Below are 23,336 nucleotides of genomic sequence, written 5' to 3'. Positions count from 1 at the left end.
AGGGAGCAATCATGACAATTACCGCTTCCACCACCGACGCCCGCGCGCACGCCCGATCGCAGGCCGCAGCGGCCGCCGTCGCCGACCCTGTGCTGCCCGACGGCGTCGCCACCGCGAAGATCACGTGGGCCCAGCGCATTCCGGCAGGCGGCTACGCGAACGTCGTGCTCGGCCGCGGCACCCGCATCCGGCTCGGCGATCCCGCGGGCGCCGCATGCGGACACCTGCTGCTCGTGCGGGCCGACGCGCCATGGGAACGCCTCAATGTCGCCGACACCGTCAAGGTGCCGTGGCAGGCCTACCTCGCGGACGGCCATCCACTGCTCTCCGATCAGGGCCGGGTGCTCGCCACCGTGCTCGCCGACACCTCCGGCCACCACGACACCCTCTGTGGACCCACATCGCAGGCCCGTGGCCTGCTCCGGCTCGCCGGAACCAAACAGGGCCTCGAAACGCGGGACATCGCACCGACGGTGTCGTTCTTCCGTGGTGTCCGCGTCGAATCCGACGGCACGCTGATCACCACCGGCGGCGCGGGTGCGGGCGCCTCGGTCGACCTGCTCGTGCACTTACCGGTCGTCGCGCTGATCGCCAATGCCACGCACCCGCTGGACGACCGGCCCGCAACAGACCTCGACGTCGTCGCCTGGTCGGCGCCGGAAGAGCTCACCGCCACCCACAACACCGACCCGGAATACCGACGGGCCGTGCAGAACACCGAACAAGCGTGGGCGGCCGCGCTGACGCTGGAGGTATCGGCATGAACTCGACGCTGACGCGCACCATCGTGCTCGACGAGACAGTCCCCGCGTGCGCGCCGTGGTCCACGGTGGTCCGGGCAGGCGAACAGCTCGAGATCATCGACCTGCACGGCAATCAGGCCGTCGACTGCCTGCTGTACTCGGCCGCCGACCACACCGACCGCTACAGCGCGCAGGCCACCATCACCGCCCAGCGCAATATCTTCCTCACCACCGGCAGCGTGCTGCGCACCGACGTGGGCACCGCCCTGATGACGGTGATCGCCGACGAGGTCGGCAACCACGACACCATCGCGGGCGCCTGCTCCCAGGAGTCCAACACCCTGCGCTACGGCCACCACACCCGCCATCAACACGCCTGCGTGGAGAATTTCCTGGCCGAGGCACTGAAATGGGGGCTCGGCAAGCGGGATCTGGTGTCCAACATCAACTGGTTCATGAACGTCCCGGTGGAGGCCGACGGCACCCTCGGCATCGTCGACGGATTGTCCGCTCCAGGAAAGAAAGTCACCCTCCGCGCCGAGACCGACACCCTGGTGCTCGTCTCGAATTGCCCGCAGATCAACAATCCCTGCAACGGCTTCGACCCCACCCCCGTGCGCATGGTGGTGACCCGATGACCGTCGCCGAACTACCGCTGAGCAATGCCCGCGCCACGGTCTCAGACCGCGAGGCACAGGAATCATCCGTTCTCGCACAGGTCGAGGTAGTGCGCCCGGGAATGCTGACCACCGTGCAGGATTGGCCCGGCCGGATCGGGTATTGGCATGTCGGAGTACCACCGTCGGGACCGATGGACGATCTGTCGTTCCGACTCGGCAATCGTGTGCTCGGCAACGACGAAGGAGCGGCCGGACTCGAATGCACGCTCGGCGGGCCCGCACTGAAGTTTTCGGCACCGACCTGGGTGGTCGTCACCGGCGCGCCCACCGATATCACGGTGAACGGCGCGCGCGTGCACCAGTGGCGGACCGTGCGGGTTCCGGCCGGCGGCGTGCTGGATGTCGGGGCCGTACGCGGGCCGGGCATGCGCTGCTACGTGCTGATCGCCGGAGGCATCGAGCTCCCCGAATACCTCGGCAGCGTCTCGACTTTCACGCTCGGCCGGTTCGGCGGCAGTGCGGGCACCGCGCTACGGGTGGGCGAAATGCTGCCGCTCGCGCCGCATATCGGCCCAGTCGCGGCGGCGGTGCCGATGGAGCAGCAGCCGGTGCTGAGCCGGCGATGGGAACTGGCGGTCACCGAGGGTCCGCACGGTGCACCGGAGTTCTTCACCCGCGCCGACTTCGACACCGTCATCGGCACCGACTACGCAGTGCATTTCAACTCCGATCGCACCGGAGTCCGGCTCATCGGCCCCAAGCCGGAGTGGGCACGGACCGACGGCGGCGAGGCGGGCCTGCATCCGTCGAATATCCATGACACCCCGTATTCCGTTGGTGCACTCGACTTCACCGGCGACACCCCGATCCTGCTCGGACCGGATGGGCCCAGTCTCGGCGGTTTCGTCTGCCCGGTCACCGTGGTCGCCGCCGACCGGTGGAAGCTCGGCCAGCTCGCCCCCGGCGACACCGTGCGCTTCGTCCCGATTCGCAGTGCGCGGGCCGCCTCGATCCAGGAACTGGGTCCGGCACGCCGGGCCGCCTGGCCCACGGTCATTTCGACCGGCGGCGACAGTGACGACGGCGTGCTGCGCCGCACCGACGTCGACGACGAGACCGGCGTGACCTACCGACGCCAAGGCAATGACGGCGTGCTCGTCGAGTACGGTGCCATGACACTGGATTTGGGTCTGCGCGCTCGCGTCCACGCACTGCACCAGCACCTGCTCGCCGCCGGAGTGCGCGGCGTGACCGAGCTGACCCCCGGTGTCCGGTCGCTCCAGATCCGCGTCGACCCTGCCGTCCTGCCGGTCCCCGCATTGCTCGACCTGCTCGCCGAGGCCGAACACATCATCCCGGCCTCCGACCAGCTCATCGTGCCGAGCCGCACGGTCCATCTCCCCCTCTCCTGGGACGATCCGTCGACCCGGGAGGCGATCACCCGCTATATGCACGGCGTCCGCGCCGATGCCCCCTGGTGCCCGTGGAACATCGAATTCATCCGCCGCATGAACGGATTGGCGGCGGTACAGGACGTCTACGACACCGTGTTCGGCGCCGAGTACCTGGTCCTCGGCCTCGGTGACGTCTATCTCGGCGCGCCCGTAGCCACCCCCACCGATCCGCGCCACCGGTTGGTCACCACCAAATACAATCCGGCCCGCACCTGGACCCCCGAGAACGCAGTCGGCATCGGCGGCGCCTACCTGTGCATCTACGGCATGGAGGGCCCCGGCGGCTATCAGTTCGTCGGCCGCACCACCCAGGTGTGGAACCACCGCAACGCAGGCACCGACCCCGACGACAACCCGTGGCTGCTCCGCTATTTCGACCGAATCCGCTGGTATCCCGTCGAAGCCGAGGAACTCCTCGACCTGCGAGCCGATTTCGCCGCGGGCAACGTCGGGGTGAAAGCCGAAGACGGTGACTTCCGACTGGCTGACTACCGACAGTTCCTGGCCGACAACGCCGGATCCATCGAGGAATTCCGAGCGATGCAAGCCGAGGCATTCGCCGAGGAGCGGAACTCGTGGCAGCGCGCGGGCGAACTCACCGCGTGACCGCGCACGTCCAGGTCACCAGCCGAATAATGCGGCCATGTCGATCGACTCGTCGTCCCAGCGGTTTTCGATGGTCAGGCGGTCCGATTCGGGCAGGGTCGGCGACCAGCCGCAGCGCCGCCAGAAATCTTCCCGCTGTTCCTGGGTCAGCCAACGCTGCTCGCTCATGACGGTCACTCCTGTACATCCAATCGTGGTCTTGCTCCGGCGACGAAATGCCGACACGAGCACCACAGGCTTCGGTTTTAGCACAAGTCACGCAAGAACGCGCGGCGTCGGCGACCAGCCGCTGCGGCTGCTCCATTGCCGCGAGGTGCCACCGCGATCGACATCGACCCCCTGGTCATGACCATGACGTGATGACCCATCTAGGACGTCTTTCGCCCTAGGTCCGGGGCAGACTTCTATTCATGTTGGAAACCTCCGCCCGCCTGCTGCGTCTGCTGTCGCTGTTGCAGACGCCTCGCGACTGGACCGGCGCCGAACTGGCTGAACGTCTCGAGGTCGACGCACGCACCGTCCGCCGCGATATCGACAAGCTGCGCAACCTCGGCTATCCCGTCGACGCCACGCCGGGCGTCGCGGGCTACCGCCTCGGCGCTGGCGCGAAACTCCCGCCGCTGCTGCTGGACGACGACGAGGCCGTCGCGGTCGCCATCGGCCTGCGCACCGCGGCGGGCGGCACCATCGCGGGCATCGAGGACAGCTCGCTGCGCGCACTGACCAAACTCGAGCAGGTGCTCCCCTCGCGGCTGCGCCACCGCGTCAGTCTGCTGCACTCGACCACCGTCACCGTCCCCACCGGGGCGGCGACCGTCGATCCCGATATCCTCACCACGCTCGCCGCCACCATCCGCGACAACCACCGCCTGCGCTTCGACTACCGGAGCCATAGCGACACAACATCACTCCGCACCACCGAACCCCACCGCCTCGCCCACACCGGCCGCCACTGGTACCTCATCGCCTGGGACCTCGACCGCGATGACTGGCGCACCTACCGCGTCGACCGGATCACCCCCCGCATCCCCACCGGCCCCCGCTTCACCCCACGCGAAGCCCCCGACATAGACCTCGCGGGCTATATCTCCCGCGGCGTCACCACCTCTCCCTACCGCCACTCCGCCCGCATCACGCTGTACGTCTCCGCCGAGTCGGCCGCCGATCGCATCGCCCCCACCGTAGGCGTCATAGAACCTCTCGACCACCAATCCTGCTTACTCCGAACAGGTTCCAACTCCCTGGACGAACTGGCCATCTATGTAGCCGGGTTCGGCTTCCCCTTCCACATCCACGAGCCCCCCGAACTGATCACCCACATCCGCACCCTGACCGCCCGCCTCACCGCCGCCATAGAAGAGCCGAGTGGCACATGAGCGAGAGATCTTCTCGACCTTCGCCGCAGAATCAACGGTGTTGACGCTTCGCGATCACCCGAGAAGCACCGTCTTGCCCTGCGCATGACCCTCGGCTATGTGAGCGAACGCGACTGCCGTCTCGGCGAGGGGATACCGCCGTTCGATCAGCGGACGCAAGGCGCCGTTCTCGGCGAGGCCGGTCAGGAATTCCAGGTCGGCGCGGGTCGGGCGCATGAGCAGCGGCGCGAAGGTCTGGCTCACGAACAGGTTGGTCAGGAAGACTTTTCCGATCCAGAGCACGGGGCCGAGCCAGTTGCCGCCGGGTGAGCCCGCCGAGGAGACGAAGACACCCTCGGGCGCGAGTACGCGACGGCACTCGCGCAACGACCGGTTGCCGACCAGGTCGAGGATGACGTCGTAGTCACGGTCGAGGCCGGTGAAATCTTCTGCGGTGTAGTCGATTACGTGGTCGGCACCCAGCTCGCGGACCGCGGCGAGGTGGCGCGTACTGCAGACGGCAGTCACCTCGCCCCCGAGGGCCTTCGCAATCTGGACGGCGAAGGTGCCGACACCGCCGGAAGCGCCATTGACGAGGACGGACCCACCGGGGCGGAGCCGTCCGACATCACGCAAGCCCTGCAGCGCGGTCATGCCCGAATCCGGCACGGCGGCAGCCTGTTCGAAGGTGAGCGTGGCCGGTTTGGGCGCGAGAGTGCGCGCCGACGCACAGACGTATTCGGCGAATCCGCCGCCGGAGGTCTTGCCGTACACCTCGTCACCGACCCGGAACCCGGTGACGTGGTCGCCGACCGCAGCGACTACACCGGCCACGTCCTGCCCCGGGATTCGATACTTGGGCCTGCGCAGCCCGAATCCCAGTCTGATCAGGTACGGCTTGCCGGTGAGCAGGTGCACATCGCCGGAGCAGACGGATGCCGCACGCACCCGGATCAGCACCTCACCGTCGCCGACCGCGGGGCGGTCGACCACCTCGTGGCGCAGCACCTGACTCGACCCGTACGACGGGCCGACAATCGCACGCATCGTGGTGCCGTCAGCACCGGCGGACACCCCTGCCCCGTCCGGCGGCACGGCTTTCGACCTGACCTGCTGACCCTTCGGTTCAACCATGGAACTCGTCCTCACCTGCGGTTCGACGCACTTACACCGTAAGTCGTTCGCTCGAAACGGTACGCTTACGGCGTAAGTACGTCAAGGAAGAAAGGCCCATGCCCAAGACCCCCGCAAGCCCTGCCCGCACCCCGCTCAGCCGAGACCGGGTGCTGCGCACCGCTGTCCGGTTCGCCGACGAGCACGGACTGGAGTCACTGTCCATGCGCAAGCTGGCACAGGCACTCGGCGTCGAGGCGATGTCGCTCTACAACCATGTCGCCAACAAAGACGACCTTCTCGACGGCATCGTCGACCTCGTGGTCGCCGAGATCGAGGTGCCGGAGATCGGCGGCGATTGGAAAGCAGCCATGCGCAAGCGGGCCGCCTCCGCGCACGACACACTGCGGCGCCACCCCTGGGCCACCGGACTCATCGGGTCCAGGATCAACGTCGGCCCCGCCATGCTGCGCTACATCGATGCGACCATCGGCTGCCTGTACACCGCGGGCTTCAGCCTCCAGCAGGCCGACCGCGCCTGGAATGCCATGGACAGCCACATCTATGGATTCACCCTGCAGGAACTCAACTTTCCGCTCGTGCCCGACGAATACGCCTCGGCCGCACAGCAATTCCTGCCGTTGATCCCCGCCGAGAGCCACCCCCACATGAATGCGCTGGCCCGGCTGGTCAGCTCCGGCGCGCACAACGGCGTCGCCGACTTCGATTTCGGGCTCGACCTCATCCTCGACGGACTGGAACGGCTGCCGCGGACTCGGCCCGAGTAGCTAATCGCCGAGTGCCGTCGCCTCGGGATTGGCCGCGTCGCGGATGATGCGCAGTCCCGCGACCAACTCGTCCAACTGCGCCCCGGTCAGCAGCCCGGTGAACCATCGCTCGATGCCCTCCAGATACGCGGGCAGCACGCGCGCTATCCGCGTCGCTCCCGCCGCGGTCAGCACCGCGTAGGAGGTGCGCCGATCGCCCACATCGGCTTCCCGCCGGACAAACCCGTTCCGCTGCAGCCGATCCACCAAACGCGTGATGCCACTGGTGGACAGATTGGTCTGCGCGGCGAGGTCGGTCATGCGCAGCCGTCGACCGGGCGAGCGACTCAGCCGCATCAACGCGTTGGCATCCAGGCCCGAAAGGCCGTTCTCCTTCCAGGTCGGCTCCAGCTTCGCGATCAGCCCGTCGTGCGCCTCGTAGAGCAGGCCGATGGTGGTGAGCCTCGGGTCGTCGAAGAGGTCTGTCGCGTCCATGGTGCCCAGCCTATCCGAGATAGTTGCATCGCGGATAGTTGACATGAGGAAAATGTAGGCTAGATTGTTGTCAGAGCAATATTCCTCACATCAACTAAATGGAGATTCAGATGACTGCCACATCGCGTTGGATCGCAGGATTCCGTTCAGCGCTGGTCGACCCCGCCGAACAGATTCGACTGGCCGAGCCGAGGAGCTTCACCGACCAGACGCTGCGCCAGGTGCTGCACATGGCAGGCGGCGGCGAGCAGCTGCGAGTGCGCTTGACCAATCGCTACGGCCGGACGCCACTCACCATCGGCGCGGCCCGCATCGCGGTGCGCAAGGCAGGCGGGGAGATCGTGACCGAGACCGACACCGAGGTGCGGTTCGGCGGCGCAACCCGGGTGACCATCCCGGCCGGGAGCGACATCATCAGCGACACCGTCGATCTGGCCGTGACCGCAGGCACCGACCTCGCGCTGAGCCTGTACCTCCCCGGGGAGACCGAGTTTGCGCCGTTCGCCCAGATCCCCGCGGAGTCCGCGTACGTCGCCACCGGAAACCACACGGCGGCAGTCGATGTGCCGGATGCCGAGGAGCTCACCTCCCGCTTCTACGTCACCGGCATCGATGTGCCGAGCGCGACCGACGCTCCGCTGATCGTCGCCTTCGGCGACTCTTGGTTCGAGGGCGTCGGTTCCAGCCATGGCGCCAATCGCCGCTCCGTCGACGTGCTCAACGAGCGCCTGACCGCAGGCTGGGCGGTCAATCAGGGCACCGGCGGAAATCGCCTGTTGACAGACGAAGTCGGCGATCACGGGCTCGCGCGATTCGATCGCGATGTGCTCGATGTCCCAGGCGTGACGCATGTTCTGGTGAACTTCGGGATCAACGACCTGATCGTGGCAGGCACCGCTTCCGTCACCGACCTGATCGCCGGTTTCACCTTGCTCGCGCAGCGCGCGCACGCCGCCGGCCTGCCCATCTACGCCAACACCGTCGGCCCCTTCGCCGGGGTGATCTACCCCGGCCTCAGCACGGAGACCGGGGTACCCGTCCGCAACGAAATCAACGAATGGCTGCGTACCACTGACGTTTTCGACGGAGTCTTCGATGTCGCACGAGCCGTGGAGGACCCGGACAACCCCGACTACATCCGCCCGGATTTCGACAGCGGCGACGGCCTGCACCTCAATGACGCCGGAGCCCGCGCGATGGCCGAAACCTTCGATATCACCGCACTGACACAACGCTCTCGGCACTTCGCGCCGACGGCAGGCTAAGGCGCGAGGCCGCGCAGCACGATCTCGAGTCCGCCGCGGAATTCGTCTGCGGCGGAGACTGTTCGCGCGTCGACGGCCGTCCGGGACAGATACGGGTAATCGTCGAGAGCGAGATTTGCCATGGCGGCGGTGCCGGTTCCCGCGAGTGACGCGTAGTGGGCATTCTGCAGAAACCCGAGCAGAAAGCCGATCAGGGTGCGCTGGGCGATCACTCGATCACGACCGGTGAAACCGGCATCGGTGAGGACAGCGAGCATCGCCTCGATCCAGGCCAGGGAGCCGGCCGAGGATTGCCGGTGCCGCAATAACAGCGGCACCGCATCGGGGTGCGTCGCGGCGGCGTCGCGCACCCGCGCCAAGAGCGTCGCCGCGCGGTCGCGCCAGTCCGGCTCCGGCGGCGGTGACGCATCGATCGCCTGGAAGATCTCGTCGACCACCAGCGCCTCGAGCCCGTCGCGGTCGGGGACGTAGCGGTACAGCGCCATCGTCGCCATGTGCAGTTCCTTGGCGACGGCCCGCATGGTGAGCGCGGGCAGGCCGTCGCGGTCGATCACCGTGAGCGCGGCGGCCGCGATGGCGGTCGGCGTCAAAGAGCGCGGACGAGGCATGGGTTGACAGCGTACCGGGTACGCTCATACTGAATGTAGGCGTACTTTGTACGCTTACGAGAGGAGCATCATGCCGCTGCCATCCACCGTGACCACCAGAACGCTGGACACCATCGCCGGTGTCACCGTGCCGGTCCCGGACCCCGATCACCTGATCCACCTACAGTTCCGCCGCTTCGCCGGTTGCCCGGTGTGCAATCTGCACCTGCGTTCGATCGCCGCTCGGCACCACGAGATCCTCGCCGCGGGCATTCGCGAGGTCGTCGTGTTCCATTCCAGCGCGGCCGAATTGCGCGCGTACGAGGGCGATCTGCCGTTCGACCTGATTGCCGACCCGACCCGAATCCGCTACCGCGAGTTCGGCGTCGAATCCGCCCCGCGTGCGCTACTGGACCCCCGCGCCTGGCCGGGTATCGCGCGTGCTGTCGCAAGGACACTGCCTGCCGTCCTGCGCAAGGACAAGCCCGCTCCCCCGAATAAGCCCGGCGGCGGCCGCCTCGGCCTGCCCGGCGACTTCCTCATCGCGCCGGACGGCCGCGTACTGGCAAGCAAACTCGGCAGGCATGCCGACGATCAGTGGTCTGTCGACGAACTGCTCGCACTCGCATCCATCCGAGAGCCGCACCCGTGAATTCGACCGAACAGGCAAGCCCCCACCCGGCTCCGGCCAACGGAGTCATGCCCATGACGACAACCAAGGGCGTCGACGACGCGTTCTGTGCGCCGTTGTGCCGCAAGGTTTTCGCCGAGAAGCACGCCATCTCGGCGTAGCACCGTCCCTGACACCGCGAAAGCCGTTGCCACGAATGGGCAACGGCTTTCGCGCATCGATGTCGTCCTACTCGGCGACCACGATTCGGATCTCCGCATCGGCGGCATCCGTCGATTCGCCTGGAACGACGAACCAGTGCGTGACCTCCCCGTCTGCGAGGTCGTCGGCGAGGTCACCGCCGCTCGGGAGCACCGACAGTGCGCCCGCCGTGGCCGCGGTCAGGAACTCCAGCATCGCCGCCTGGCCGGCGGCCGCCGTGGTGAACGTCGTCGACTCGTAGTCGATTCCGTACTCCTCCCGCACCCGCGCGGCCCGGTCGAGTGCCTCGGCCTGGCTGAGCACCACCGGCGCACCGTTCGCGAGCACCACGAAAGCGGGGTGCTCGTCGGCGAGCGGACGGACCCGATCCGAGTACGAGACCGGATGCGATGGCGCGGCGGCCAATTCGGCCTGCACCTGCGGATCCGACGGCACCAGCCAGTGCACGGCGCCCGCCGCCGGTTCGAGGGTGATCCCGAAACCGGCTCCCGCAGACTCGATCTCGGCGACCGACTGCGCGAACAGGCAGGCGGCGCCGGCCTTCTGCACAGCCCAGGTCGCGACCACCGCGTCCACCGAACGCGGCAGTGCCACCGCGACGATGTCGCCGGGGCCCGCACCACGATCGATGAGCACCCTGGCCAGCTGCGAGGAGCGGCGATCCAGGACGTGGTAGGCGATTTCGTCGCCGTCGACCAGCAACGCGGGCGCTTCGGGGTCCGCCTCGACGACCTCGGCGAGCACCTTGGCCACCGTGCGTGCACCGACCCGGCCCACTGGTTCCGGTGCGGACGCCGCCGCACCGATACCGGATTCGGCGAGCAGCCGGGTGCGCTCGTCGCTATCGAGGATATCGATGGCGCCGACCGGTCCGTCCGGATCGCCGAGCAACGCCTCGAGCACCCGGATCAGTCGGGCGGACAAGGTTTCCACCTCATCGGCGGAGAACCTGCTCGTCAGGTACTCGAGGGTGAACTCGATGGTCGAATCGGCGTTCACCTGCAGGGTCAGCGGGTAGTGCGCCGCACTCTCGACGCTGACATCGATCACCGACATCCCGTCGATCGAGCTCGCCGCCGCGATCGCCTCGCGGTCGATCGGATACGACTCGAACACCACCAGCGTGTCGAACTGTGCGCCGGGACCGGCCACACCCTGGATGTCGGTGAGCCCGACATAGTGGTGGTCGAGCAGGTCGGCCTGATCGCGCTGCAACCGCTTCAGCTGTTCGTCGATGGTCGAGTGATCATCGACGCGCACTCGCACGGGCAGCGTGTTGATGAACAAACCGACCATCGATTCCACGCCGGGCAGCTCGGCGGGCCTGCCGGACACTGTGGCGCCGAAGACCACATCGTCGCGACCGGTGAGCCTGCCGAGCAGGATGCCCCAGGCCGCCTGCACCAGAGTGTTGACTGTGATGCCGAGTTCGGCGCAGTGCTTGGTCAGCCTGCGAGTCCGATCGGCATCGATCTCGGTGCTCAGCTTGCGGGTCTCGTAGGTCTCCACCGAACGTGACGGCGGCGCCAGCTCGGTCGGTTCGCCGACACCGTCGAGCGCCTGTGCCCAGGTGCGCAACGAGGAGGCCACGTCGCGCTCGGCGAGCCAGTCGAGGAAGCTGCGATAGGAGGTCACCTGCGGCAATGCCGCAAGATCACCCCGCGTCGCATAGAGCACCAGCAGATCGCGCAGCAGCAGCGGCATCGACCAGCCGTCGAGCAGGACGTGATGGGTGGCGATCGCCAAATGCCACTGCTCGGCACCGGTACGGAACAGCGTGTAGCGCACCAGCGGCGCGACGGACATGTCGAACTTGGTCGCCCGGTCCGCGGCCAACTGCCGTGCCAGTTCCTCGGCCCGCTCGGCTTCCGGCAGCCCGGTCAGATCGACCTCGCGCCACGGCACCTCGAGCCGATCGACGACAACCTGCATGGCCTGGCCATCGGAGCCGCTGACGAACGCGGTGCGCAGGTTCGGGTACCTGTCGAGGATCGCCTGCGCGGACGAACGCAGTCGATCGCCCTGCACAGTGCCGCTCAGATGCACAACGGCCTGCATGGTGTAGACGTCCACGGTGGCCGCGGTCATCAGCGCGTGGAAGAGCAGACCGGACTGCAGCGGCGAGACCGGCCACACCTCCTCCAGGCCCGGGTATGCCTGCTCCCAGCGCTCGATGTCGGCCTGGCTGACCTGCACCAGCGACATATCCGACGGCGTGAGGCCACCGGCATCCGGGCGCTGTGTGTGCTCGGCCAGCGCGGTCACCGCGGCTACCCACAGCTCGGCGAGCTCCTGTACCCGATCCCTGCCGAGCAGCCCGGCCGGGAATGCGAAGGTGGCGGCCAACTTCGGCCCGTCGGCGGCTTCGATGACATGCGCCTCGATATCGACCGCGGCATCGGCGGGCGCGTCGGCGGAGGTCTCGGAAGTGACCGTGACCGACGACAGACCCCGGTAGCGGAAGCTGACCTGACCCACCTGCGGCAGCGCGAGCAGGCTGTGGCCCGCACCGTGATCCGGCACGGCGAGCAGCTGTTCCTTGACCGTCTTGACGATCCCGCTCACGGCCATTCCGCCGGTGAACGCGTTGTCCAGGTCCGCGTCGGCCAGATCGAGCCGGAACGGGTAGGCGGTGGCGAAGGCGCCGATGGTGCGCGAGAGCTCCGCACCGGACACCGCATCGCGACCGTCGGCCTCGAGCCGGACCAGCATCGCATTACCCTGGCCGCGCCAGCGCACCAATGCCATGGCCAGCGCCGAAAGCAGCCCGTCGGTCACGCTTGCGCGATACAGCTCCGGAATCACGGTCAGCACGGAATCGGTGACCGTAGCAGGCAATTCGACCTGTACCCGCTGCACCGTGGCAGCGGTGTCGATCGCCGGATCGAACGCACGGAACCCGAGCAGTGGATCCGGCGTCGCCGAAACCTCGTGCCAGAAAGGCAGTTCCGCAGACCGATCGGCGGCTTCGTCGGCCAGGCTGTGCGCCCAGCGCCGCAGCGAAGTACCCACGCTCGGCAATGCGACGGGCAGCCCGGCTGCGACCTGCGACACCGCCTGCGCGAGATCCGACATCAGGATCCGCAGCGACGCGCCGTCGACCGCGAACCGGTGCGCGACGACAAGCAGTTCGTCACCGCGCTCGTCATCCGCGAAGCACAACCGCACGAACTGCGCCATGACGGCGTTCGCCGGGTCGAGACGAGCGGCGGCGGCCGCGCGTTCGGCGTCGATGATGCGCGACAGTTCCGCCTCATCGACCACCACCGACTCGACCGACGCCTCGCGCACCAGGTCGTCGATGTCGGGGACGCTGTCGAGCGCCTCGAACACCCAGTTCTCCTCCACCCGGCGCAGGCGCGTGCGCAGCGCGTCGTGGTGCTCGAGGACCGCGGTGATCGCCGCGATCAGGGGCGCCCGATCGAGCACGGCGGGCAGTCGCAGCGTTGTCGCCTGCGAGCGGCGCTGGTAGTCGGCGCCATTCGACAGCACCGCCGCGATGCTCGGCGGCAGCGCGATCGCGCCGACACCGCCGCCGGGCAGCTCCGGCAGACGCACCGGGTCAGCGGCCGTCGACCTGGCGATCGACGCGAGCCCCACGACACTGCGCTGCTCGAATACTTCGCGCACGCTGAACACCACGCCGAGCGCCTTGGCCCGCGAGACCAACTGGATCGACAGGATGCTGTTACCGCCGAGTGCGAAGAAGTCGTCGTCGGCGCCGACTCGCTCGACCCTGAGCACGTCGGTGAAGACCTCCGCGACGATCCGCTCGGTCGGCGTGGCCGGTGCGCGGAACTCCGCCTGCTCGAAGACCGGCTGTGGCAACGCCTTTCGATCCAGCTTGCCGTTCACGTTGAGCGGCAGCGCATCCAGTTGCACGAACACCGAAGGCACCATGTACGACGGGAGTTCGGCGGCGAGGCGCGACTCCAGATCCCGGGTGTCGACCGCGTCCGATCCCGCGACGATATAGCCGACGAGGCGATCACCGAGGTTCGCATCATTGTGTGCGACCACGGCCGCCGCGGCGATCTCCGGCTGACGCAGCAGCGCGACCTCGATCTCGCCGAGCTCGATGCGGAAGCCACGGATCTTCACCTGGAAGTCGGTGCGGCCCCGGTAATCCAGCTCGCCGTCGGCGTTCCAGGCCACCAGGTCGCCGGTGCGGTACATCCGGGTGCCGGGCTGGAACGGGTTGGCCACGAACCGATCCGCGGTCAGGTTCGGCTGACCGAAGTAGCCGCGCGCCAACTGCGCACCCGCCAGGTAGAGCTCACCGGCGACACCGACCGGAACCGGCCGCAGCCGAGCATCCAGCACGTACACCTGGCTGTTCCACTCCGGCGCGCCGATGGACACCGACACCTGGTCGGCGTCGGTGACACCGTGGCTGGTGATCGAGACCGCGGCCTCGGTCGGGCCGTAGAGGTTCCACAGCCGTGCCGAGTTGTTGCGCCGGAACCGCTGCGCGGTCGCCGGGGGCAGCCCCTCGCCGATCGCCAGCACCCTGCGCAGCGAATCGGCCAGCGTGTCACCGGAGTCGATCAGCAGGGCATCCAGCATCGAGGGCACCACATGCAGCGTCGTCACCGACTCGCGTGCCATCAGCGCGTTGAGGTATGCCGGATCCTGATGCCCGTCCAGTACGGCGATCACCAGGCGCCCACCGCTGACCGCGGCCGACCAGAACTCCCACACCGACAGGTCGAAGGTGGCGGCCGTCTTGAGCAAGACGGCGTCATCCGCGGACAGCGCGAATTCCGCTGTCTTCCACGACAACTGGTTGACGATCGCACCATGCGGGACCGCGACGCCCTTCGGACGGCCGGTGGAACCCGAGGTGAAGATCACGTATGCCGTGTGCTCCGGACGCAGCGGCGCGACCCGTTCGGCGTCGTCGATCGGATCGGCGGCGTGACCCGCCAGATCGACAGCATCGATCCGGACGGACTCGACGGCACCCGCGGTGAACCCGTCGCGGCTGGTGGTCAGCACACACACCGGTACGGCGGTATCCAGGATGTACTCGGTTCGCTCAGCGGGCTGATCGGGGTCGATCGGCACATACGCCGCACCCGACTTCGCCACCGCGTACATCGCGACGACGAGATCCACCGAACGCCGGATCGCCAGCGCGACCCGATCCTCCGGACCAACGCCACGACCGATCAGGTAACGCGCCAACCGATTGACCCGAGCGTCGAGCTCGGCGTAGGTCAGCACCGTCGGCTCGGCCGCGGATTCGTCACCGATCAGCGCGACCGCGTCCGGGGTGGCCGCCACGGTGGCATCCAACAGCGACGCCAAGGTGGCGGCCGCATCGACCTCGTGCTCGGTCGCGTTCCATGCGGTGACCACCCCGGCGCGCTCGGCGGCGTCGAGTACTTCGATGTCACCCACCGAAGTCCGTGGCGCGGTGGCGATTTCCCGCAGCACCCGCAGGAATCGGTCGGCGAAGCCCTGCACCGTCGCCTGGTCGAACAGATCGGTGGCGTAGGTGAAGTAGCCGCCGATGCCGGCCGGATTACCGTCCACGTCGTAGCCGTCGGTCACGATCAAGTGCAGGTCGAACTGCGACAGCTGCGCGTCGATGTCGAGCCCGGAGACCTTCAGGCCCATCAGTTCCAGCGAGGCTCCGGCGAGGTTCTGGAACGACAAACCGACCTGGAAGAGCGGATGCCGCGCCGTCGAACGCTCCGGGTTGAGCACGTCGACGAGTCGTTCGAACGGCACCTCCGCGTTGGCGAACGCCTGGATGTCCGTCTCACGTTGCCGTGCGAGCAAACCCGTGAACGGCTCGCCGGCATCCACCGTGGTGCGGAACACCAGGGTGTTGACGAACATGCCGATCAGGTCATCCAGCACGGCCTCGCCGCGACCAGCGATCGGCGTACCGATCGCGATGTCATCGGTACCCGACAACCGGGCAAGCAGCACCGCGAGGGCGGTGTGCACGACCATGAACAGGGTGGCGCCCTCGGCGCGCGCCAACTCGGTCAGTGCCCGATGCAGCTGCGCGTCGACGCGCACCTCCACCTTGCCGCCTGCGAAGGACTGCACTGCCGGACGCGGGTGGTCCGACGGCAGATCCAATTGATCGGGAAGCCCCGCCAATGTCTGCTGCCAGTGCGCAATCTGCTTGGCAACCAGCGAATCCGGGTCGTCCTCACTACCGAGCACCTCGCGCTGCCAGATGCTGTAGTCGGCGTACTGCACCGCGAGCGGAGCCCAGTTCGGAGCCTCACCCGCCGCGCGCGCCGCATACGCGATCATCAGATCACGAGTCAGCGGACCGACCGACGAACCATCACCGGAAATGTGGTGCACGACCATGGCCAGCACATATTCCTGCGCGTCACCACTGTCCTCGATCTGGAACAGCGCGACCCGCAGCGGCACCTCGGTGGTGACGTCGAAGGTCGCCGACATGAAGGCACGCACGGTGGATTCGATATCCCCCGGCGCGACGACGGTCACGGTGACCTGCGGTATGGCCTGCGCCACCGGCAGGATCACCTGTACCGGCGCGTTGTCGATCTCCGGGTACATCGTCCGCAGGATCTCGTGGCGGGCCACGACGTCCGCGATAGCCTGCCGCAGCGCCTCGACGTCGAGTTCTCCGGTGAGCCGCACCGCGACCGGCACATTGTAGGCGGCCGATTCGGTGTCGAACCGGTTGAGGAACCACATCCGCTGCTGTGCCAGCGACAACGGAATCCGCTCCGGGCGCGGACCCGACACCAGGGCCTTGCGACCACCGGCACCGGCGTCCTGTTCGACCTTGACGGCCAGGCCCGCCACCGTCGACGCCTCGAACAGCCTGCGCACCGGCACCTGGGCATCCAGCGCGGCACCGATGCGTGCCACGGTGTGCGTGGCCAGCAGCGAGTTGCCGCCGAGCGCGAAGAAGTCGTCATCGACACCGACGCGCTCGACGCCGAGCACCTCCGCGAACACCGACGCCACGATCTCCTCGATCGGGGTCGACGGCGCGCGGAATACCTGCGCCTCGAATTCCGGTTCCGGCAACGCCTTTCGATCCAGCTTGCCGTTCACATTGAGCGGCAGCTCGTCCAGTACCACGAACGCCGACGGCACCATGTACGACGGCAGACCGGCGGCGAGCGCCGACTTCACCTGCGCCACATCGATATCGCCGCTCGACGCCACCAGGTACGCGACGAGCCGATCACCGGTCTTGGGATCGGACTTCGCGAGCACCGCGGTCTGCGCGATCTCCGGCAGCGCCAACAGGGCCGCCTCGATCTCGCCGAGCTCGATCCGGAAACCACGAATTTTCACCTGGAAGTCCGTGCGGCCCCGGTACTCCAACTCGCCGTTGCCGTTCCACGCGACGAGGTCACCGGTGCGATACATCCGGGTGCCCGACTCGAAGGGGTTGGCCACGAACCGGTCCGCGGTCAGATCCGTCCGGCCGAAGTACCCCCGCGCCAACTGCGCACCGGCCAGGTACAACTCACCCGACACGCCCGTGGGCACCGGGTTCAGGCGCGCGTCCAGAACATAGACGCGACTGTTCCACTCCGGCACACCGATCGATACGGACGCCAGGTCCTGGGCGGTCACCCGATGACTGGTGATCGACACCGCGGCCTCGGTCGGACCGTACAGGTTGAACAACTCGGTACCCGGCCGATCACGGAGGAACCGCTGCGCCAAGGCACCCGGCAGCGCCTCACCGATCGCCAGCACCCGCCGCAGGGAATCGGACAGACCCATGGTGAGCAGCGCGTCCAGCATGGACGGCACCACGTGCAACGTGGTCACCGATTCGCGAGCGATCAACTCGTTCAGATATGCCGGGTCACGATGCCCATCCGGGGCCGCGATGACCAGACGTCCGCCGCAAACCGCGGCCGACCAGAACTCCCACACCGACAGGTCGAAGGTGGCGGCCGTCTTCAGCAGCACCGCGTCCGCCGCGTCGAGCCCGAATTCCGTGGTCTTCCACAACAGCTGGTTCACGATCGCCGCATGCGGCACCGCGACACCCTTCGGACGGCCGGTCGAACCAGACGTGAAGATGACGTACGCGGTGTGCTCCGGACGCAACGGCGCCACTCGATCCGCGTCGGTGATCGGCGCGTCGTCCAGATCGCCCAGCGCGTCCATCGACACCAGCGGCGCGACATCGGTGCTGAACTGCGCTTCCGCGTTGGTCAGCACACACACCGGTCCCGCGGTCGCGAGGATGTAGTCGGTGCGTTCGGCGGGCTGATCCGGATCCACCGGCACATACGCGCCACCGGCCTTCGCGACCGCGTACATCGCGACGACGAGATCCACCGAGCGGCGCACTGCGAGCGCGACCCGGGACTCTGGGCCGACGCCCAGCGAAATCAAGTGCCGGGCAAGACGATTCACCCGTGCGTCGAGCTCACCATAGGTGAACGTCGAACCGTCGTCGCGCACCAGCGCGACACGCTGCGGCGCTGCGGCCACCGTGGCATCCAGCAGGCCGGCCAGTGTCGCCGCCGAATCCACCTCGTGCTCGGTCGCATTCCGGCCGACGGTCAGCTCGGCCCGCTCGGCGCGATCGAGGAACTCGATGTCGCCGACAGCCGTGCGTGGCGAGGCGATGATCGCACCGAGCAGTCGCGCGAACCGATCGGCGAAGCCCTGCACCGTCTCCTGATCGAACAGGTCGGAGGCGTAGGTGAAGACACCGGCGATGCCCTGGGGTTCGCCCGCGTCGTTGTAGCCGTCGCTGGCGATCAGGTGCAGGTCGAACTGCGACAGCGCGGTGTCGATATCGAGTCCGGCGACGGTGAGTTCGGGCAGTTCCAGCCCGGCCCGAGCCAGGTTCTGGAAGGACAAACCCACCTGGAACAACGGGTGCCGTGCGGTCGAACGCACCGGGTTGAGCACCTCGACGAGGCGCTCGAACGGCACGTCGGCATTGGCGAAGGTCTGGATGTCCGTCTCACGTTGCCGCGCGAGCAGTTCGGTGAACGGCTCGCCGGCGTCGACGCGGCTACGGAACACCAGCGTATTGACGAACATGCCGATCAGGTCATCCAGCGCGGCCTCACCACGGCCCGCGATCGGCGTACCGATGGCGATGTCGTCGGTGCCCGAGAGGCGAGCCAACAGCACCGCGAACGCGGTGTGCACGACCATGAACAGCGTCGCGCTTTCGGCACGCGCCAGCTCCATCAAGGCCTGATGGGTGGCCGCGTCGATCCGCATCTCCACCTTGCCACCGACGAAGGACTGCACCGCGGGACGCGGCCGGTCCGACGGCAGATCCAACTGATCAGGCAGCTCCGCCAATGCGTCACGCCAGTAGGCGATCTGCTTGGTCGCCAGCGAATCCGGGTCGTCCTCACTACCGAGCACCTCGCGCTGCCAGATGCTGTAGTCGGCGTACTGCACCGCGAGCGGAGCCCAGTTCGGAGCCTCACCCGCCGCGCGCGCCGCATACGCGATCATCAGATCACGAGTCAGCGGACCGACCGACGAACCATCACCGGAAATGTGGTGCACGACCATGGCCAGCACATATTCCTGCGCGTCACCACTGTCCTCGATCTGGAACAGCGCGACCCGCAGCGGCACCTCGGTGGTGACGTCGAAGATCGTCGATGCCAGTGCCACCACAGCGGATTCGATGTCCTGCGGCGCAAGCACCCGCACGTCCAGCTCGGACATGGCCTGTGCCGGTGGCAGGATCACCTGTACCGGACCGCTCTCGGTCTCCGGGTAGACCGTGCGCAGGATCTCGTGGCGGCCGACAAGGTCCACCACCGCGGCGCGCAGCGCGGCCACATCCAGAGCGCCGGTCATGCGCACCGCGATCGGCACATTGTAAGCAGCCGACTCCGTATCGAACCGGTTGAGGAACCACATCCGCTGCTGCGCGAGCGACAACGGAATACGCTCCGGCCGAGGACTCGCCACCAACTCACGACGGCCGCCGGCACCAGCCTGCTGCTCGACCCGAACAGCCAACGCCCCCACCGTCGGCGCCTCGAACAACAACCGCACCGGCACCCGAGTATCGAGCGCCTGCCCCAGCCGCGCGGCAACCTGCGTCGCCAGCAACGAGTTACCGCCCCTGGCGAAGAAATCATCATCCAGACCGACACGCTGGTCGCCCGCACGCTGAGCAAGACCCAGCACATCAGCGAACACACCAGCCACGATCTGCTCGATCGGGGTAGTCGGCGCGCGGAACACCACCTTCTCGAAGGTCGGCTCCGGCAACGCCTTCCGATCCAGCTTCCCGTTCGCATTCAACGGCAACGCATCAAGCGGAATCAACACCGACGGCACCATGTAAGAAGGCAGCTCCGCAGACAGCGCCGTCTTCACCTGCGCCTTGTCGAACTCACCGGCGGCGGGCACGACATACGCGACCAAACGGTCACCGAGGCTGGGGTCGACATGCGCCAGCACAGCCACCGACGCCACCTCGGGCAACCGCAAGAACGCAGCCTCGATATCACCCAACTCGATACGGAAACCACGAATCTTCACCTGGAAATCGGTACGACCCCGATACTCCAGCTCGCCTGAGGCATTCCACGCCACCAAGTCACCCGTGCGATACATGCGCTCGGCGGCGCCGAACGGGTTGGCCACGAACCGATCCGCCGACAAATCCGGACGACCGAAGTAGCCACGCGCCAACTGCGCACCGGCGAGGTAGAGCTCACCGGACACGCCGACCGGAACCGGACGCAACCGCGAATCCAGCACGTAGACACGGCTGTTCCACTCCGGCGCACCGATCGGCACCGACACCTTGTCCGCACCGGTCACACGATGGCTCGTGATCGACACCGCGGCCTCGGTCGGACCGTAGAGGTTGAAAAGCTCGATGCGCGGATACGCCTCACGGAACCGCTTCGCCAACGCAGCAGGCAACGCCTCACCGATGGCGAGCACCCGCCACAGCGAATCGGGCAGCTCGGCGGTCAGCAGCGCATCCAGCATGGACGGCACCACATGCAGCGTGGTCACCCACTCCTGCGCCATCAACTCGTTGAGGTACGCGGGATCACGGTGACCATCCGGGGCGGCGATCACCAGACGACCACCCGACACCGCAGCAGACCAGAACTCCCACACCGACAAGTCGAACGTCGCCGCGGTCTTCAACAACACCGCATCACCAGCATTGAGACCGAATTCCGCGGTCTTCCACAGCAACTGATTCGCGATCGCGCCATGCGATACCGCGACACCCTTCGGCTGCCCCGTCGAACCCGACGTGAAGATCACATACGCGGTATTCGCGGCCGTCAACAGGCCACGACGTTCATCGACCGTCACCGGAGCAGCCGAAACCTCCGACAGGTCCAGCTCGTCGATGGCGACCGTCTCCACCGACTCCGCCGTGAAACCGTCACGGCTGGAGGTCAACACGAACGCCGGTGCCGCCGTGTCGAGGATGTAACCGACACGATCGGCAGGCTGATCCGGATCGACCGGCACATACGCCGCACCGGACTTCGCCACCGCATACATAGCGATCACCAAGTCGGCGGACCGGCGAATCGCCAGCGCGACCCGGTCCTCCGGCGCGACACCCCGTTCGATCAGGTACCGCGCCAGGCGATTCACCCGCGCGTCGAGCTCGGCATAAGTGAGTTCCTGCCGGTCGCCGATGGTCTCGTCGGACACCAAGGCCGCGGCATCGGGTGTCGCGGCAACCGTCGCGTCCAGCAACGACACCAAGGTCGCGGCCGCATCGACCGCATGCTCGGTGTCGTTCCACGCGCCGAGAATCCGGGCGTTCTCTTCCGGCGCGAGCAGATCGATCTCGCCGATGACCACCGAGTCGTCGGCGAGGAACGCGTCGATGACGCGCATGAAGCGGTCCGCGAAGCCCTGCACGGTCGCTTCGTCGAACAGGTCGGTGGCGTAACCGAATTCGGTGATGATCGCCTCCGGGGTGCCGTCGTCGGCGTACCGGTCGAAGACGGTCACATGCAGGTCGGTTTTGGCCAGATGCGCATCGAAATCGACCGCGCTCACCGAGAGACCGGGCAGCTCGAAGGCGGTTTCGGCCATGTTCTGGAACGACAGACCCATCTGGAACAGCGGGTTGCGCGCCGTCGAGCGCACCGGGTTGAGCACCTCGACGAGGCGTTCGAACGGCACGTCGGCGTTCGCGAACGCCTGCAAGTCCCGTTCCCTGACCTTCGCCAGGAGGTCGGTGAATCGGTCGTCCGGCTGCACGCTGGTGCGGAACACCAGGGTGTTGACGAACATGCCGATCATGTCGTCGAGTTCGCGCTCGCCACGGCCGGCGATCGGGGTGCCGACGGCGATGTCGTCGGTGCCCGACAGGCGTGCCAGCAGCACCGCGAGCGCCGCGTGCACGACCATGAACAGCGAGGCGTTGTTGGCCCGCGCCAGTTCCTGCAGCCGGGCGTGCTGATCCGCGGAAATCTCGAAACGCACCGCGCTACCGCGGAAGGACTGCGCTGGTGGACGCGGCCGATCCGCGGGCAACTCCAGCTGATCCGGCAAGCCATCCAGCGTCGACTTCCAGTACGCGATCTGCTGCGCCGCAATCGATTCCGGATCATCCTCGGAACCGAGCACCGCACGCTGCCACACCGCATAGTCGGCGTACTGCACCGGCAACGGCGCCCACTGCGGTGCGTCACCATTCGACCGGGCGATATAGGCGACCATCAGATCGCGGGCCAACGGACCCGTCGACGCACCGTCCGCGGACACGTGATGCACGACGAATGCGATCACATGCTCCTGTGGCGCGAGCCGGAACACGGCCACCTTCAGCGGCACCTGGGTGGTGACGTCGAAGGTCGTGAGCACGAACTCGATGACGGTGTCGAGCAGCTCGGAGTCCGCGACATCGACGACGCGCAGGTCGGGCGTCACCTGCCGCGACGGCAGAATGACCTGGTAGGGGCCTTCCTCGCTGTCGGGGTAGGTGGTGCGCAGCACTTCGTGGCGGCTGAAGATATCGCCGATGGCCTGCTGCAGCGCCTCGATATCCAGTGCGCCCGACAGGCGGACGGCGAGCGGGATGTTGTCGACCGCCGACGCGGTGGTGTCGAACTGGTTGAGGAACCAGTACCGCTGCTGCGCGGGCGAGAGCGGAACCCGCTCCGGTCGCGCGCCTGCGACGAGCGCGGGCCTGGCCCGACCCGAACCGGTCTTGCGTTCGGCCCGCGCCGCCAGCGACTCGACCGTCGATGCCTCGAACAGATCACGAACCGCCAGATGGGTATCGAGCGCGGCACCGAGCCGGGCCGTCACCTGGGTGGCGATCAGCGAGTTGCCGCCGAGTGCGAAGAAGTCGTCGTCCGCTCCGACCCGCTCGATACCGAGCACGTCCGCGAAGACACTCGCGACGATCTGCTCGATCGGCGTTGCGGGAGCACGGAACTCACGACTCGTGAACTCCGGCGCGGGCAATGCCTTGCGGTCGAGCTTGCCGCTCGCGTTCAGCGGGAACGCGTCCAAGACCACGACCGCAGCGGGCACCATGTACG

General features: G+C 67.4%; 12 protein-coding genes. 7 read left to right on the top strand and 5 right to left on the bottom strand.

All coding sequences use genetic code 11. From position 1 onward, the window contains the following. Positions 1-11 precede the first annotated feature (11 nt). From ACFU4Z_RS33920 to ACFU4Z_RS33910, 3 genes are read left to right on the top strand one after another with little or no spacing between them, the layout of a single operon-like run. Positions 12-764 carry a DUF1989 domain-containing protein gene (locus tag ACFU4Z_RS33920; protein WP_379071704.1) on the top strand — a complete coding sequence of 251 codons (753 nt, stop codon included), beginning with the start codon at positions 12-14 and terminating at the stop codon, positions 762-764. Next, the gene (locus ACFU4Z_RS33915) at positions 761-1,381 is read left to right on the top strand and encodes an urea amidolyase associated protein UAAP2 (RefSeq protein WP_379071701.1); all 621 of its coding nucleotides are present in this window, start codon (positions 761-763) and stop codon (positions 1,379-1,381) included. The genes ACFU4Z_RS33920 and ACFU4Z_RS33915 overlap by 4 nt, the downstream gene beginning before the upstream one ends. Then, complete coding sequence (locus tag ACFU4Z_RS33910; protein ID WP_379071698.1) at positions 1,378-3,423, top strand: 5-oxoprolinase/urea amidolyase family protein; 2,046 nt, start codon at positions 1,378-1,380, stop codon at positions 3,421-3,423. The genes ACFU4Z_RS33915 and ACFU4Z_RS33910 overlap by 4 nt, the downstream gene beginning before the upstream one ends. Before the next feature lie 15 nt (positions 3,424-3,438). On the opposite strand, the gene ACFU4Z_RS33905 is transcribed toward ACFU4Z_RS33910, so the two are convergent. Next, positions 3,439-3,591 (bottom strand): hypothetical protein, encoded by a 153-nt coding sequence (locus ACFU4Z_RS33905; RefSeq protein WP_379071695.1) that lies wholly within the window; start codon positions 3,589-3,591, stop codon positions 3,439-3,441. Between the two features lie 242 nt (positions 3,592-3,833). Between ACFU4Z_RS33905 and ACFU4Z_RS33900 the strand changes: the two genes are divergently transcribed. Beyond that, positions 3,834-4,799, top strand: coding sequence for a helix-turn-helix transcriptional regulator (locus ACFU4Z_RS33900; protein ID WP_379071693.1), 966 nt, complete (start codon positions 3,834-3,836; stop codon positions 4,797-4,799). Positions 4,800-4,853: 54 nt separating this feature from the next. Here ACFU4Z_RS33900 and ACFU4Z_RS33895 read toward each other — a convergent pair whose 3' ends face one another. Then, entirely contained in the window at positions 4,854-5,912 is a 1,059-nt protein-coding gene (locus tag ACFU4Z_RS33895) for an NAD(P)-dependent alcohol dehydrogenase (protein ID WP_379071690.1), read from the bottom strand. A 98-nt stretch (positions 5,913-6,010) separates the two neighbouring features. On the opposite strand from ACFU4Z_RS33895, the gene ACFU4Z_RS33890 reads away from it, so the two are divergent. Beyond that, positions 6,011-6,679: a TetR/AcrR family transcriptional regulator C-terminal domain-containing protein gene (locus ACFU4Z_RS33890; protein ID WP_379071687.1), complete on the top strand. Its 669-nt coding sequence runs from the start codon at positions 6,011-6,013 to the stop codon at positions 6,677-6,679. Here ACFU4Z_RS33890 and ACFU4Z_RS33885 read toward each other — a convergent pair whose 3' ends face one another. Continuing rightward, positions 6,680-7,153 carry a MarR family winged helix-turn-helix transcriptional regulator gene (locus tag ACFU4Z_RS33885; RefSeq protein ID WP_379071684.1) on the bottom strand — a complete coding sequence of 158 codons (474 nt, stop codon included), beginning with the start codon at positions 7,151-7,153 and terminating at the stop codon, positions 6,680-6,682. A 110-nt stretch (positions 7,154-7,263) separates the two neighbouring features. Between ACFU4Z_RS33885 and ACFU4Z_RS33880 the strand changes: the two genes are divergently transcribed. Further along, on the top strand, positions 7,264-8,418 hold the full coding sequence (locus ACFU4Z_RS33880; protein WP_379071681.1) for a GDSL-type esterase/lipase family protein: 1,155 nt from the start codon (positions 7,264-7,266) through the stop codon (positions 8,416-8,418). Here ACFU4Z_RS33880 and ACFU4Z_RS33875 read toward each other — a convergent pair. Next, on the bottom strand, positions 8,415-9,026 hold the full coding sequence (locus ACFU4Z_RS33875) for a TetR/AcrR family transcriptional regulator (protein WP_379071678.1): 612 nt from the start codon (positions 9,024-9,026) through the stop codon (positions 8,415-8,417). The genes ACFU4Z_RS33880 and ACFU4Z_RS33875 overlap by 4 nt on opposite strands. A gap of 70 nt (positions 9,027-9,096) precedes the next feature. Here ACFU4Z_RS33875 and ACFU4Z_RS33870 point away from each other — a divergent pair, with 70 nt between their 5' ends. Then, on the top strand, positions 9,097-9,657 hold the full coding sequence (locus ACFU4Z_RS33870; protein WP_379071675.1) for a peroxiredoxin-like family protein: 561 nt from the start codon (positions 9,097-9,099) through the stop codon (positions 9,655-9,657). Between the two features lie 207 nt (positions 9,658-9,864). On the opposite strand, the gene ACFU4Z_RS33865 is transcribed toward ACFU4Z_RS33870, so the two are convergent. After that, positions 9,865-23,336: amino acid adenylation domain-containing protein (locus tag ACFU4Z_RS33865; protein WP_379071672.1), on the bottom strand; the 13,472-nt coding region annotated here is incomplete at its 5' end.

The organism is Nocardia sp. NPDC057440 (genome assembly GCF_042802915.1).
In the GTDB taxonomy this organism is placed as follows: Bacteria; Actinomycetota; Actinomycetes; order Mycobacteriales; family Mycobacteriaceae; genus Nocardia.
The sequence above is the reverse complement of the archived record's forward strand: the minus strand, read 5'-3'. Positions and strand labels throughout refer to the sequence as shown.

Bases quoted from the DNA above. Each gene is read 5' to 3' on its own strand.
- ACFU4Z_RS33905 (WP_379071695.1), bottom strand. From the start codon at position 3,591: ATGAGCGAGCAGCGTTGGCTGACCCAGGAACAGCGGGAAGATTTCTGG.
- ACFU4Z_RS33880 (WP_379071681.1), top strand. From the start codon at position 7,264: ATGACTGCCACATCGCGTTGGATCGCAGGATTCCGTTCAGCGCTGGTC.
- ACFU4Z_RS33920 (WP_379071704.1), top strand. From the start codon at position 12: ATGACAATTACCGCTTCCACCACCGACGCCCGCGCGCACGCCCGATCG.
- ACFU4Z_RS33885 (WP_379071684.1), bottom strand. From the start codon at position 7,153: ATGGACGCGACAGACCTCTTCGACGACCCGAGGCTCACCACCATCGGC.
- ACFU4Z_RS33870 (WP_379071675.1), top strand. From the start codon at position 9,097: ATGCCGCTGCCATCCACCGTGACCACCAGAACGCTGGACACCATCGCC.
- ACFU4Z_RS33915 (WP_379071701.1), top strand. From the start codon at position 761: ATGAACTCGACGCTGACGCGCACCATCGTGCTCGACGAGACAGTCCCC.
- ACFU4Z_RS33895 (WP_379071690.1), bottom strand. From the start codon at position 5,912: ATGGTTGAACCGAAGGGTCAGCAGGTCAGGTCGAAAGCCGTGCCGCCG.
- ACFU4Z_RS33890 (WP_379071687.1), top strand. From the start codon at position 6,011: ATGCCCAAGACCCCCGCAAGCCCTGCCCGCACCCCGCTCAGCCGAGAC.
- ACFU4Z_RS33875 (WP_379071678.1), bottom strand. From the start codon at position 9,026: ATGCCTCGTCCGCGCTCTTTGACGCCGACCGCCATCGCGGCCGCCGCG.
- ACFU4Z_RS33900 (WP_379071693.1), top strand. From the start codon at position 3,834: ATGTTGGAAACCTCCGCCCGCCTGCTGCGTCTGCTGTCGCTGTTGCAG.
- ACFU4Z_RS33910 (WP_379071698.1), top strand. From the start codon at position 1,378: ATGACCGTCGCCGAACTACCGCTGAGCAATGCCCGCGCCACGGTCTCA.